An 11,586-nucleotide genomic window follows, 5' to 3' on the forward strand; every position below is an offset into this window, starting at 1 on the left:
GTCGAGACCGCGGATTGCCTGCTTCGGAGCGCGAACTATCGGAATTCGATGCGCGCACACACGAAATCGCTTATCGGCGTCGCATTTCCGGGGAGGACACGCACCCGATTCACCCACCACGTTGACCGTGGCCGGAGGCGGTGGGCCAAGATGGACCCCGTGCCGCAACCGGATCCCGATCTGCTCATCGATTTCAGCGACGTCACCGTCCGACGTTCCGGACATACCCTGGTCGGTCCGGTCACCTGGCAGGTGGAATTGGACGAACGCTGGGTGGTGCTCGGCCCCAACGGGGCCGGGAAGACCTCCCTGCTGCGCATGGCCGCCGCCGAGATGCACCCCACCTCCGGCGTCGCCAACCTGCTGGGGGAGACGCTGGGCCGCGTCGACATCAATGAACTGCGCCCGCGCATCGGCATCTCCTCCGCGGCCGTCGCCAGCCGGGTGCCGCTCGACGAGAAGGTCGCCGACCTGGTGGTCTCGGCCGGATACGCGGTGATGGGCCGCTGGCGGGAACGCTACGACGACATGGACACCGATCGCGCCGTCGACATCCTGGAAAGCCTCGGCGCGGAACACCTTTCCGACCGCACCTACGGGACGCTGTCGGAGGGCGAGCGCAAACGCGTGCTCATCGCCCGGGCGCTGATGACCGATCCGGAACTGCTGCTGCTGGACGAACCCGCCGCCGGCCTCGACCTGGGCGGCCGTGAGGAACTCGTGGAACGCCTCGGCGACCTGGCCGCCGACCCCGACGCCCCCGCCACCGTGCTGGTCACCCACCACGTGGAGGAGATCCCGCCCGGCTTCACCCACGGCATGCTGCTCAACGAGGGCAGCGTGGTCGCGCAGGGCCTGCTCACCGACGTGCTCACCTCCGAGAACCTGAGTGACGCGTTCCGCCAAGCGATTCAGCTCGACCAGATCGACGGCCGCTACTTCGCGCGCCGGGCGCAACGCTTCGGTCGCCACCGTAATCGCTGACAGGTCGCCGCAATCGCTGACCGGCACTGTCGCCGCTGAAGTTCGGCAACTGTTCAGCAGAGTCCCCGGCGCGCTGCGATTGCATCCGGACACGGCTATGGGCAAACTGTCCGCAACTGCCGTGTACGGAGGGAGCGGGCGTTGGGCCGGAGCATCGGTGCGTTGGCGTTACTGGCCCTCGCCCTCGCCGCCACCGGGTGTGTCGCCGATCCACCGGCCGCCCAGCAGGTTTCGAGGTCCCATGCCGCGGAGACACTCGGCAAGGCCGCGGTCCCGGCGGACCTGAACGGCAAGACGGTCCAGCTCAGCTACGATTCCGGCTCCGGCGGCACGATCACCTTCTCCGTCGACGGCCGCACCGTCACCTACACCGCCGCCGACACCGGACGCCAGACCAGCACCCCGGTCGCGGTCGAGCCCATCGAATCGGGAATCTTCCTGGTCACCTGGACCGATGACACCGGCGCGGTGGTCAGCCAGGTGCAGGACTACCGCACCGGCAAGGTCGAGGGCACCTGGACCCGCCACGACGGATCCGGCCAGCCGATCCTCGAAACCCGCACCGGGTCAGTCCATTTGACGGACTGACCTGCGTCCTGCGCAACCCGTGCTATCGCTTAGCCTGGGCAACAGTTATGGTCCGAAGGTGAGCGAAGCAATTGCCCAGCCCGATTCCCAGCCGACGGCCGCGCCCATCAAGGACGCGTCCACGGTCGTGCTGGTGCGCGATGGAGCGCACGGGCCCGAAGTCTTCCTGCAGCGGCGCGTCGGCAGCATGGCCTTCGCCGCCGGGATGACCGTCTTCCCCGGCGGTGGCGTCGACCCCTCGGACGCCGCCATCGCCCTGGACTGGGCCGGACCCGAACCGGCCTGGTGGGGTGAGCGATTCGGCGGCATCGACGCGGGCCGCGCGCAGGCGCTGGTGTGCGCGGCGGTGCGCGAGACCTTCGAGGAATGCGGTGTGCTGCTGGCCGGGCCGACCGCCGACAGCATCGTCACCGACTCCTCGGTCTACGCCGAGGCCCGCGCGCAACTGGAACGCCGCGAGCTGTCCTTCGCCGAATTCCTGACCCGCGAGAACCTGGTGTTGCGCGCGGATCTGCTGCGCCCCTGGGATCACTGGATCACCCCGGAGATCGAGCCCCGCCGCTACGACACCCGCTTCTTCGTCGCGGTGCTGCCGGAAGGCCAGCTCGCCGACGGTGACACCTCCGAGGCCGAGGTCGTCACCTGGTGTACGCCCACCGAGGCCATCGCCCGCTGGCACGAGGGCCTGGACGTGCTGCTGCCGCCGACCTGGACCCAGCTCACGGCACTGAACGAATTCGCCTCCACCGCCGAGATTCTCGCGGCCGAGCGCGCCATCAGCCCGATCATGCCGATCTACGACCCCTCCGGCAACGGTCCGGCGCTGGCCTTCCCGAACGCCGACCGCTATTTCGCCGAGCTGCCGGACAACTCGCGTATCCGGGGTTCGCAGCGCCCCGAGTAGGGTGTCCGTCCGTGGCCGAATTCGTGACCGTGGACCGGGGTGTGGCAGAGCGTATCGCCGTGCTGCGCATCGCACGCCCGCCGATGAATCTGATCGATCTCCAGGTGGCGCTGGAGGTGGCGGGCGCGGTCGAGGAGATCGGCAAGGACGAGTCGATCTCGGCGGTCGTGGTCTACGGCGACGAGCGCGTGTTCAGTGCCGGTGACGAGCTGGCCGAACTGGCCGGGCTCACTCCCGAGCAGGCGTCGGCCATGGTCGAGGACTTCCAGTCGGCGCTGAACTCGCTGGCCCGGCTGCCCCAGCCGACCGTCGCCGCCATCAGCGGTTACGCGCTGGGCGCGGGCCTGGAGCTGGCGCTGGCCGCCGATCGCCGCATCATCGGCGACAACGTGAAACTCGGCCTGCCGCAGATCAAGGCGGGCCTCATCCCCCTGGCCGGTATCCGCCGCCTGAGCCTGCTCATCGGCCCGTCCGCCGCCAAGGATCTGGTCTACAGCGGTCGCTTCGTCGACCACAAGGAAGCCGCTTCCCTCGGCCTGGTCGACGAGGTCGTCGCCCCCGACGATGTCTTCACCGCCGCGCTGCGTTGGGCGAAGCAGTTCACCGGTGGTCCGAGCCTCGCCTTGGCGGCCGCCAAACGGGTCTTCGAAGCGGGCACGCACGGCCATGATCGAGCGCGTCGCGAATGGGCGGATCTGTTCGGCACCGAAGATCAGCAGGTTGGAACACGTTCCTATTTGGACAATGGTCCGGACGCGGTCCCGTTCACGGGCCGTTAAGTAGCCCGATAACACCCCTCACCGGGGTATTCATTAGGCTGCCCTGCATGACAGTTGGTCCTGAAGACCCCGCGCCGAACCCGCACGCCACCGAGGCAGAGGTCCAGGCCGCGTATAGCGACAACAAGCTGGCCCAGGTCCTTTACCACGACTGGGAAGCCGAGACCTACGACGACAAGTGGTCGATCTCCTACGACGAGCGCTGCATCGAGTACGCGCGCGGTCGATTCGACGCCGTCGCCCCCAGCGCCGAAGTGCCCTACGACCGCGCCCTCGAACTCGGCTGCGGCACCGGCTTCTTCCTGCTCAACCTGATGCAGGCCGGAGTCGCCAAGCGCGGCTCGGTCACCGACCTGTCCCCGGGCATGGTCAAGGTCGCCACCCGCAACGGCCAGAACCTGGGCCTCGACGTGGACGGCCGCGTCGCCGACGCCGAGACCATCCCGTACGAGGACGACACCTTCGACCTGGTCGTCGGCCACGCGGTGCTGCACCACATCCCCGATGTGGAGCTCGCGCTCAAGGAGTGCCTGCGCGTGCTGAAGCCCGGCGGTCGTTTCGTGTTCGCCGGTGAGCCGACCACCATCGGCAACATCTACGCGCGCCGCCTCGGCCAGCTCACCTGGAAGATCACCACCAACGTCACCAAGCTGCCGTTCCTGAGCAGCTGGCGTCGCCCGCAGGAGGAGCTCGACGAGTCCTCCCGCGCCGCCGCCCTCGAGGCCGTCGTGGACCTGCACACCTTCGATCCCGCCGACCTGGAGCGCATGGCCTCCAGCGCCGGAGCGATCGAGGTCCAGGCCAAGACCGAGGAATTCGCCGCCGCCCTGTGGGGCTGGCCGGTCCGCACCTTCGAGGCCGCCGTGCCGGACGAGAAGTTGACCATCGGCTACCGCATGGCCCAGTACCGCGCGTGGCTGGCCTTCTCCGCCCTCGACGAGAAGGTGCTGCGCCACGTGGTGCCCCGCCAGTTCTTCTACAACGCCATGATCACCGGCGTGAAGCCCGGCGTCTCCGCCAAGTAGGTGGCGTACACCTTCTCTCGCGACGACATCGCCTACCTCACCAGTGCCCCCGGCGCGGCGGCCCTGGCCGAGGTAGGCGATTTCGCGCTCACCCCGGCTTCACTCCTCAAAGACCTGGAGCGAGTCCGCAAGTCGCATGCGGACCGCGCCCCGGCCCTCGTCGAAACCGTCCGCCTGCGCCGCCGCGCGGCCGTGAAACTCGCCGACGCTCAGGACTGGCTCTTCACCGACGACGCGCTCCAACAGGCGACCCCGACCGCAGTGGCCCGCCACCGCGCCCAACGCCTCGCAGGCCGCACCGTCCACGACGTAACCTGTTCGATCGGTGCGGAACTTGCCGAGCTGGCCCAGACATGCCCGACGGTCATCGGCAGCGACCTCGACGAGGTCCGCCTAGCCATGGCGGCCCACAACCTCGGCCCCTCGCTACACCCCGTCCCTGGCCATTCGTCTGGCCATTCCCCTCGTCATTCCGGCGTGCTTTTGGCCGGAATCCAACGCGGCGAGGCGGATCCGCGAAACGTGTTGCTGGCCAAGGCGGATGCCCTCGTGCCGTGCAGCACGGCCGAGGTGGTGATCGCCGATCCGGCGCGGCGGGCCGATGGGCGGCGGACGCATGATCCGGCGAAGTTGCAGCCGCCATTGCCGGATCTGCTCACCGCCTACGCGGGGCGGGATCTGGCTGTGAAGTGTGCTCCCGGACTGGATTTCGACAAGCTCGCCTGGGCGGGGGAGGTCGAGGTCGTGTCGTTGGACGGGGCGGTGCGGGAAGCGTGTCTGTGGTCGCCGGGGCTGGCGGAGGCGGGGGTCACGCGGCGGGCCACGGTGTTGTCGTCGGCCGGTGAGCCGTGGACGCTCACCGATGCCGATCCGGACGACATTCCCGAGCGGGAACCGGGGGAGTGGATCATCGACCCGGACGGGGCGGTGGTGCGGGCCGGGCTGGTGCGGCATTACGCGGCGAAACACGGCCTGTGGCAGCTGGATCCGCGGATCGCCTATCTCACCGGCGACAAGGTGCCCGAGGGGGTGCGCGGGTTCCGGATCCTTGATCGGATGGAGTTCCGGGAGAAGACGCTGCGGGCGGAGCTGCATCGGCGTGATTGCGGGCCGCTGGAAATTCTGGCCCGGGGCGTCGATATCGATCCGGATGCGCTGCGCAGTCGCATCAAACCCCGTGGCAGCCAGCCGTATTCGCTGGTAATCACGCGAATCGGCCGGACGGCGACGGTTTTCCTATGCGCTACTCCGTAATTCGTTTCAGCCCTGGAAAGTGACGCGGGTCGGGCGCAGGACGAGGATGACGCGGTCGGCGTGATCGCCCACCGGCTTCTCGTAGTTCAGGCCGTAGCGCTGCGCCAGGACGTCGAAGAACTCGCCATCGGGGTCGGCGTCGATGCGCTCGATGACGCCGCGCACCTCGAGGTAGCGGTACGGCGCGTCGGGATCGTTGATGCTCACGGCCACGTGCGGGTCGCGAGAAGTGTTGCGGTGCTTGGCCCGCGTCGTGGTCGTGGTGAAGCGCAGGAACTCGCCGTCCCAGATCTGCCAGATCGGCGTCACCTGCGGGGTGCCGTCCGGGTTGAGGGTCGCCAGGTGGGCGAACAGCGGGCGGGTCAGCAGGTCTTCGTACTTGCTGGGGATGATCGGGTGGGTCATGGTGTGCTCCTTCAGAGTTGAGAGATCTCGATGATGCGGAACGGGGCCGGAGTGCCCGCGCCGTAGGGCCCGTTCTTGTCGAACTGGGAGACCGTCACCAGGGCGTGGCCGCCGGTGTGCACGATCGAGGTGGGGATGTCGAGGGCGGGATCGGTGACGCGGTGCCGCAGTTCGGCTTTCGTGCCGTCCGCGTCGAGCTGCCAGCGGCTGACCGCGTTCCCCTTGTTGTGCACCACCCACAGCGTATCGCCGCGCATTTCCAGTCCGTCGCCGTCGACCGCGTTGCCGCCGGTCAAGCCGATCTTGCGCACCGCCGCCGTCGCATCGGTCGCGACCCGGTACAGGTCGCCGTTGGTCATGTCGACCACCAGCAGGTACCGGCCCGCGTCGTCGGCCGCGAGACCGTTGAGCACCATGGCCTGTTGCGCGGCAGGGTCTTTCGTCGCCCCGAGGTCGGCGTGGACGCGGAGTTCGCCGCCGTGCCCACCGTGCGCGAGCGCGTCCGCGATCTGTTCCGGGGCGATGCGGTAGACGACGGGCCGTCCGCTGTCGGTGAGATACACGCTGCCGTCGGGTGTGATGACGAGATCGTTGAGGAACGCCTTGTCCGGCGCGGGCATGTCGAAGCGGGCCATCAGGGCGCGAGTCGCGGTGTCGTACACCGTGATTCCCGCCGTGTGGTCGATCACCCACAGTCGCCCGGCGGCGTCCACCTTCACGCCGTTGGCGGTCTTGCGGCCGTCGGCGCCCGCGGGCAAGAAGGTCTCGGCCTTCGGATTGCCCGGCGTGGCCCGGTAGACGGCACCGGTCAGGAACGAGCTGGCGTAGATCTCGCCCGTACGCGGATCGGCCGTGATGCTCTCCGGGTACGCGCCGTCGGGCAGCTCGTAGGCGGTGTCGAGATGGTCGGCCGCCGGGGTGGTCGCGTCGCCGGTGCCGCACGCGGTGAGGGCGAGCAGAAGGACCGCCGCCGCCGGTGCGGCCCAGCGGCGAATCGGGTGGGGCATGGGAAACCCTTTCGAACCAGTCGAGCTGACATCAAGGTGCGAGAGCGAAGATAGATTAGAGTTCTAATGATCGTCAAGACTCGAATAGATCGATGGGTTATCATGCTCCGGTGACGTCGATGCCGGTCGAAGAACGCCTCGGAAGCTTCATCAAGCGCGCCGAACAGGCACTCATGGGCGCGAAGAACGCCGCCCTCAAACCCGCAGGCGTGACCATCCCCCAGTACGCCGCCCTCTACGTGCTCAGCGAGAACCCCGGCATCTCCGCCGCCGAACTGGCCCGCCGCTGCGGCGTCACCCCACCCACGATGAACACCGTCCTCGGCAACCTGCGCGACCGCGGCCTCATCGAACGCACCCCCCACGCCTGGCACCGCAACGTCCTCGAAACCAGCCTCACCGACGAAGGCCGCAAGGTCATGCACGCCGCCGACAAACGCGCCGTCCCCGTCGAACGCGCCCTGGCCGCCGAGTTCACCGAAGCCGAACGCGCCGCCCTCATGGACATGCTCGAACGCGCCGCCACCGTCCTGGATTCGGTGCGCCCGGACTGACCGTCAGTCCCGGTCCGCGCTGACGGCCTGGAAGTCGGCGACGAATCTGGTGAGCAGCCGGGCGAATTCGCCACGGTCCTCGGCCTTCCACCCGGCCGTCGCATCGGCGAACACGGCCTGCCGATTGGCATGCGCGCGCTGAGCGATGGGCAAACGCCCGCTCAGTGCGTTCGCCGATCGCGCAGTGCGTGCGTTTGCCCATCGCTCAGTGCGTTTGCCCGCGACCGCACCGGGTACCGCGGCACGGACCCGATATCGGCAGGAGGGATCATCCATGGCCGAGCTCAATGCCGTCGCACTGGTGTGCACGCTGCGGTCCTCGCCCGAGGATTCCAGCAGTGACCTGCTCGCGTTGCAGATCCTGGACCGCCTCTCGGCCCACGGTGTCGGCGGCGAGTCGATTCGATTGGTGGACCACCATATTCGCCCCGGCGTGCACGCCCACGAAGGCGACGGCGATCAATGGCCGGCGATCCGCCAGGAGATCCTCGCCTCGGAGATCCTGCTGATCGCGACGCCGACCTGGCTGGGGCACATGTCCTCGGTCGCGCAGCGCGCCCTCGAACGGCTCGACGCCGAACTCTCACTCCGTGACGCCGCGGGCCGTCCCGCCATGACCGGCAAGGTGGCCATCGCCGCGGTCGTCGGCAACGAGGACGGCGCGCACAAGATCGTCGCCGATCTCTTCCAGGGCCTCAACGACATCGGCTTCACCATTCCCGCCCAGGGCTGTGCCTACTGGAACGGCGAGGCCATGGGCGGCACCGACTACCTCGACCTGCCCGAGCCGCCCGCACCGGTGATCCGCACGATCGACACCCTCGCCCGCAATACCGCGCACCTGGCCCGGCTCCTGAGCAGTCAGCGCTATCCCGGTGGGCGATAGGCGCGACCCCGGACTGGTTCGGCGGCGGGCTGCGTGAAACGGTCACCGCCGGGTATCGCGGTGACATGGCCGCCACCATCGACGAACTGCTGCACGCGCTCACCCGCGCGGTGAACACGCTCGCGGACACGGATATCCGCTTCGCGGTGGCCGGTGGCTGCGCGGTCTACGCGCGCGGCGGACCGATCTCCGACCACGACGTGGACCTGTTCATCAAGCGCGCCGACATCGGCCCGGCGCGAACCGCGCTGGCGCGGGCCGGATTACGGCTCTCGGACCCGCCGGAGGACTGGCTCATCAAGGCCTACGCGGGCGACACCCTCGTCGACCTGATCTTCCGGCCCAACTACCGGGAGGTCACCGACGAGATGCTCGATCGCGCGGACGTCATGCGGATCGGGCCCACGATCGCACCGGTGATCAGCGGCACCGACCTGATCATCGACAAGCTGCTCGTCTTCGACGCCCACCGCCTGGACCTGAGCCCAATGCTGCGGATCGCCCGCGATCTGCGCGAGCAGGTCGACTGGCCGGTGGTGCGCGAACACACCGTCCACTCGCCGTACGCGCGAGCCTTTCTCGGCCTGCTGGCCGATCTGTCCGTGATTCAGGAGCCCACCGCATGAACGACAGCATCGAATACGTCATCGCCCGCCTGCGCCGCATCCTGCACGAGGATGCCCGCACCGCCGAACTGGGCATCCAGGTCATGGTCAGCGGCCTGGTGGTCTCGCTGACCGGAGGCGTCAACAGCGCCGAGAGCCGCGGCCACATCGAGGAGGTGGTGCGCGAGACGCTGCCGGGCTTCGCGGTGCACAACGAGATCCAGGTGCTGCCGCCGACCCGGCCGCACGTCGTGGAAACCCTGGGCGAATGAGGATCGCGGCGGTCGGGGACGTCCACCTCGGCGACGAATCACGGGGCCTGTTCCGCCCGGCGCTGGCGGATCTGGCCGAACGCGCGGACGTGCTGCTGCTGGCGGGGGATCTCACCCGCTGCGGCACCGTCGAGGAGGCCCGGGTCGTCGCGGCGGAGTTCGGCGGTCTGGACGTACCGGTGATCGCGGTCCTCGGCAATCACGACCACCACGGCGACGCGGCCGACCGCATCGCCGAAACACTCTGCGACCGAGGCATTCTCGTGCTCGAGGGGACCGCCGTCACGGTCGAGGTGGGGGAGCGGACCCTGGGTGTCGCGGGCACCATCGGCTTCGGCGGCGGCTTCGCGGGGCATTCCGGCAGCGCGTTCGGCGAACCGCTGATGCGCGAGTTCATCAGGCGCACGGAGACTCTCGCCGCATCCCTGCGCACCGCCCTGGACAGCCTGCACACCGATATCCGGATCGCCCTCACCCATTACTCGCCCGCAGCCGACACCCTGCGCGGCGAACCCCGCGAGATCTATCCCTTCCTGGGCTCCTATCTGCTCGCCGAGGCCATCGACGAGGCCGCCGCCGACCTGGCGATTCACGGTCACGCGCACGCCGGGACCGAGCACGGCCGCACGCCCGGCGGCGTCCCGGTTCGCAATGTCGCGCAACCGGTCATCCGGTCGGCCTACGCGCTCTACCGGGTCGATCCCAGGCGCGATCACCACGCCACGGCATCGGCCGCGAGCCCCGGGCCGAGGACTCAGCCCGCCGACTCGTGATCGTCGGTGAGCGCGCAGAACGCTCGATCGAGCTGCCTGCGGCTGTCGTCCATCGCGCGCTGAATCTGTGCCTGCTGCCGTTCGTCCCGTGCGGCACCGCGATCTCGCGCGGCTTCGTCACGGGCCGAGCGCGGGAGGGACGGGATGGCGTTCGGCGCGTGGACGCCCAGCCGCCGGTGCAGGATCGCCTCCCGTTCGTCGGCGTCCTGCTCCCGCCGGTCGGCGAGATCCTCGCGCTGATCCGCCGAGTCCTCACGGTCGTCGGCGAGCTCCTCGCGGCTGTCGGCCACCGACTGGCGGCGATCCGCCGACTGTTCGCGTTCGATGACCGCGCGCTCGCGCCGCGTCACGGCTTGTTCTCGTTGTCGCAGCGATTCCTCACGCTGGTCGAGTTGCGCTTCGACCTCGGCCGCGGCCAGCTCGCGCTGGTCGAGTTCCGCCGACGCGCGGGCATAGGTGTCTTGCCGCTCCATGGCCATACCCAAGAATGCGCCGTTTCGCCCGGCTCGGCGAGTGGATCGGACCGGACGGCACGCGGTGCCGCGTCGGCGCACCCGTCCGGTAGCCGGCGTACCCGTGTACGGGTACGGCGGCGAAAGTCTTTGCGTTGGTGCCGCTTTCAAGCAAAATAGGCATGATCGACTTGGTGGTTTCGGTTCCCCGATCCGGGTATTCCTCTAGCGTGATTCGCATGAATCAGCGAGACCGCAGGGTTCTCGGCTGTACCGGATCTCCGCTTCGTGTGAGCTGGGATTCGCTGGGCGATGACGTGGTCGTCCAGGTTGCGGGAGAGATCGACCTGTCCACCGCGGACGAGTTCGACACCGCGTTACGGGCGGCGAGCGAGATCACCGAGCCGGGTGCCCGATTGATCCTGGATTTGGAAAAAGTCGAATTTCTCGGCGCGGCCGGACTGAATGTCCTGCTCCGAGCCCGTGAGCGTTGCGCGGTGCGGGGCGTGGGTCTGGTGTCGGTGGCAGGGCACGAGAGGGTGACCAAGCCGGTGCGGATTCTGGGCATGTCCGACCTGCTGGGATTGGTGCCACGGTTCCCGGAGGACCGTGCATGAACATCGAGGTGATGGAAAGTGCTGGGCGGCAAGGAGATACGGTGGGACGTCGCTGAGCGGCAAGGCTGCTCGGTACTGCATCCGCACGGTGATCTGACGCCGATCACCTACCGCGATTTCACCGATAGCCTGGTGAAATTCGCGGTGGAGGAGCCGCGCGCCCTGGTGGTGGTCATCGATGAGCTGAGAGTGGAGTCGATGCCGCTATACACCGCTTTCACCAGCGCGTGGATGCGAATAGGCGATTGGCCGGGGGTGCCGATCCTGCTGGTCGTCGCCGCCGATCTGCGTCGTGAGTTGTTGTGCGCCAGCGCGATTCATCGCTTCGTCGCCATCCATGCCGACGTCTCCGAGGCGCTGCGGGGGCTGGCCGACGAACCGCCGCGTCGGCGCGCCGTGCTGGATCTGGCGCGCACCGCCAGCTGCGGGCAGCGGGCACGCCGTTTCGCCGAGGCGACCTGCGAGCACTGGGGCATCGAGG

At 68.7% G+C, this 11,586-nt stretch carries 16 protein-coding genes and 1 pseudogene; 13 read left to right on the plus strand and 4 right to left on the minus strand.

The annotated features are described in order from the left end of the window. The first annotated feature begins 150 nt into the window (after positions 1-150). The 6 genes from ACWELQ_RS23280 (at position 151) to ACWELQ_RS23305 (ending at position 5,534) form a co-directional block, all read left to right on the plus strand. On the plus strand, positions 151-984 hold the full coding sequence (locus tag ACWELQ_RS23280; protein WP_452399156.1) for an ABC transporter ATP-binding protein: 834 nt from the start codon (positions 151-153) through the stop codon (positions 982-984). A gap of 141 nt (positions 985-1,125) precedes the next feature. Continuing rightward, a complete protein-coding gene (locus tag ACWELQ_RS23285; RefSeq protein WP_452399157.1) occupies positions 1,126-1,572 on the plus strand; it encodes a MoaF-related domain-containing protein in 447 nt (148 codons plus the stop codon). Positions 1,573-1,630: 58 nt separating this feature from the next. Next, the gene (locus tag ACWELQ_RS23290) at positions 1,631-2,476 is read left to right on the plus strand and encodes an NUDIX hydrolase (RefSeq protein WP_452399158.1); all 846 of its coding nucleotides are present in this window, start codon (positions 1,631-1,633) and stop codon (positions 2,474-2,476) included. A gap of 11 nt (positions 2,477-2,487) precedes the next feature. Then, positions 2,488-3,255 carry an enoyl-CoA hydratase-related protein gene (locus ACWELQ_RS23295; protein WP_452399159.1) on the plus strand — a complete coding sequence of 256 codons (768 nt, stop codon included), beginning with the start codon at positions 2,488-2,490 and terminating at the stop codon, positions 3,253-3,255. A gap of 47 nt (positions 3,256-3,302) precedes the next feature. Continuing rightward, positions 3,303-4,280 (plus strand): class I SAM-dependent methyltransferase, encoded by a 978-nt coding sequence (locus ACWELQ_RS23300; protein WP_452399160.1) that lies wholly within the window; start codon positions 3,303-3,305, stop codon positions 4,278-4,280. Further along, a complete protein-coding gene (locus ACWELQ_RS23305) occupies positions 4,281-5,534 on the plus strand; it encodes a THUMP-like domain-containing protein (protein WP_452399161.1) in 1,254 nt (417 codons plus the stop codon). Between the two features lie 6 nt (positions 5,535-5,540). On the opposite strand, the gene ACWELQ_RS23310 is transcribed toward ACWELQ_RS23305, so the two are convergent. Further along, entirely contained in the window at positions 5,541-5,939 is a 399-nt protein-coding gene (locus ACWELQ_RS23310) for a PPOX class F420-dependent oxidoreductase (RefSeq protein WP_452399162.1), read from the minus strand. An 11-nt stretch (positions 5,940-5,950) separates the two neighbouring features. After that, on the minus strand, positions 5,951-6,946 hold the full coding sequence (locus ACWELQ_RS23315) for an SMP-30/gluconolactonase/LRE family protein (protein ID WP_452399163.1): 996 nt from the start codon (positions 6,944-6,946) through the stop codon (positions 5,951-5,953). Between the two features lie 119 nt (positions 6,947-7,065). Between ACWELQ_RS23315 and ACWELQ_RS23320 the strand changes: the two genes are divergently transcribed. Continuing rightward, positions 7,066-7,500, plus strand: coding sequence for a MarR family winged helix-turn-helix transcriptional regulator (locus ACWELQ_RS23320; RefSeq protein WP_452399171.1), 435 nt, complete (start codon positions 7,066-7,068; stop codon positions 7,498-7,500). A gap of 3 nt (positions 7,501-7,503) precedes the next feature. Here the strand turns inward: ACWELQ_RS23320 and ACWELQ_RS23325 are convergent, their stop codons facing one another. Next, on the minus strand, positions 7,504-7,653 hold the full coding sequence (locus ACWELQ_RS23325; RefSeq protein ID WP_452399164.1) for a hypothetical protein: 150 nt from the start codon (positions 7,651-7,653) through the stop codon (positions 7,504-7,506). A gap of 121 nt (positions 7,654-7,774) precedes the next feature. Between ACWELQ_RS23325 and ACWELQ_RS23330 the strand changes: the two genes are divergently transcribed. From ACWELQ_RS23330 to ACWELQ_RS23345, 4 genes are all read left to right on the plus strand, one after another. Further along, a complete protein-coding gene (locus ACWELQ_RS23330) occupies positions 7,775-8,386 on the plus strand; it encodes a flavodoxin family protein (RefSeq protein ID WP_452399165.1) in 612 nt (203 codons plus the stop codon). 65 nt (positions 8,387-8,451) lie between these two features. Continuing rightward, positions 8,452-9,012, plus strand: a complete 561-nt coding sequence (locus tag ACWELQ_RS23335; protein WP_452399166.1) for a hypothetical protein — start codon at positions 8,452-8,454, stop codon at positions 9,010-9,012. Continuing rightward, positions 9,009-9,263 carry a BON domain-containing protein gene (locus ACWELQ_RS23340; protein ID WP_452399167.1) on the plus strand — a complete coding sequence of 85 codons (255 nt, stop codon included), beginning with the start codon at positions 9,009-9,011 and terminating at the stop codon, positions 9,261-9,263. The genes ACWELQ_RS23335 and ACWELQ_RS23340 overlap by 4 nt, the downstream gene beginning before the upstream one ends. Next, positions 9,260-10,036 carry a metallophosphoesterase family protein gene (locus tag ACWELQ_RS23345; protein WP_452399168.1) on the plus strand — a complete coding sequence of 259 codons (777 nt, stop codon included), beginning with the start codon at positions 9,260-9,262 and terminating at the stop codon, positions 10,034-10,036. Before ACWELQ_RS23340 ends, ACWELQ_RS23345 begins: the two co-directional genes overlap by 4 nt. Here ACWELQ_RS23345 and ACWELQ_RS23350 read toward each other — a convergent pair. Beyond that, entirely contained in the window at positions 10,018-10,509 is a 492-nt protein-coding gene (locus ACWELQ_RS23350) for a hypothetical protein (RefSeq protein ID WP_452399169.1), read from the minus strand. The two genes, ACWELQ_RS23345 and ACWELQ_RS23350, sit on opposite strands and share 19 nt — an antisense overlap. Positions 10,510-10,727: 218 nt before the next feature. Here ACWELQ_RS23350 and ACWELQ_RS23355 point away from each other — a divergent pair, with 218 nt between their 5' ends. Next, entirely contained in the window at positions 10,728-11,105 is a 378-nt protein-coding gene (locus ACWELQ_RS23355; protein ID WP_452399170.1) for an STAS domain-containing protein, read from the plus strand. An 18-nt stretch (positions 11,106-11,123) separates the two neighbouring features. Beyond that, positions 11,124-11,586: pseudogene (locus ACWELQ_RS23360) on the plus strand (hypothetical protein); the annotation flags it as partial.

The organism is Nocardia sp. NPDC004722, from assembly GCF_053601505.1.

What these genes read in the sequence shown, in the direction of transcription:
- ACWELQ_RS23280 (WP_452399156.1), top strand. Translation starts at nt 151, where the DNA reads ATGGACCCCGTGCCGCAACCGGATCCCGATCTGCTCATCGATTTCAGC.
- ACWELQ_RS23300 (WP_452399160.1), top strand. Translation starts at nt 3,303, where the DNA reads ATGACAGTTGGTCCTGAAGACCCCGCGCCGAACCCGCACGCCACCGAG.
- ACWELQ_RS23310 (WP_452399162.1), bottom strand. Translation starts at nt 5,939, where the DNA reads ATGACCCACCCGATCATCCCCAGCAAGTACGAAGACCTGCTGACCCGC.
- ACWELQ_RS23315 (WP_452399163.1), bottom strand. Translation starts at nt 6,946, where the DNA reads ATGCCCCACCCGATTCGCCGCTGGGCCGCACCGGCGGCGGCGGTCCTT.
- ACWELQ_RS23320 (WP_452399171.1), top strand. Translation starts at nt 7,066, where the DNA reads ATGCCGGTCGAAGAACGCCTCGGAAGCTTCATCAAGCGCGCCGAACAG.
- ACWELQ_RS23330 (WP_452399165.1), top strand. Translation starts at nt 7,775, where the DNA reads ATGGCCGAGCTCAATGCCGTCGCACTGGTGTGCACGCTGCGGTCCTCG.
- ACWELQ_RS23335 (WP_452399166.1), top strand. Translation starts at nt 8,452, where the DNA reads ATGGCCGCCACCATCGACGAACTGCTGCACGCGCTCACCCGCGCGGTG.
- ACWELQ_RS23340 (WP_452399167.1), top strand. Translation starts at nt 9,009, where the DNA reads ATGAACGACAGCATCGAATACGTCATCGCCCGCCTGCGCCGCATCCTG.
- ACWELQ_RS23345 (WP_452399168.1), top strand. Translation starts at nt 9,260, where the DNA reads ATGAGGATCGCGGCGGTCGGGGACGTCCACCTCGGCGACGAATCACGG.
- ACWELQ_RS23350 (WP_452399169.1), bottom strand. Translation starts at nt 10,509, where the DNA reads ATGGAGCGGCAAGACACCTATGCCCGCGCGTCGGCGGAACTCGACCAG.
- ACWELQ_RS23355 (WP_452399170.1), top strand. Translation starts at nt 10,728, where the DNA reads ATGAATCAGCGAGACCGCAGGGTTCTCGGCTGTACCGGATCTCCGCTT.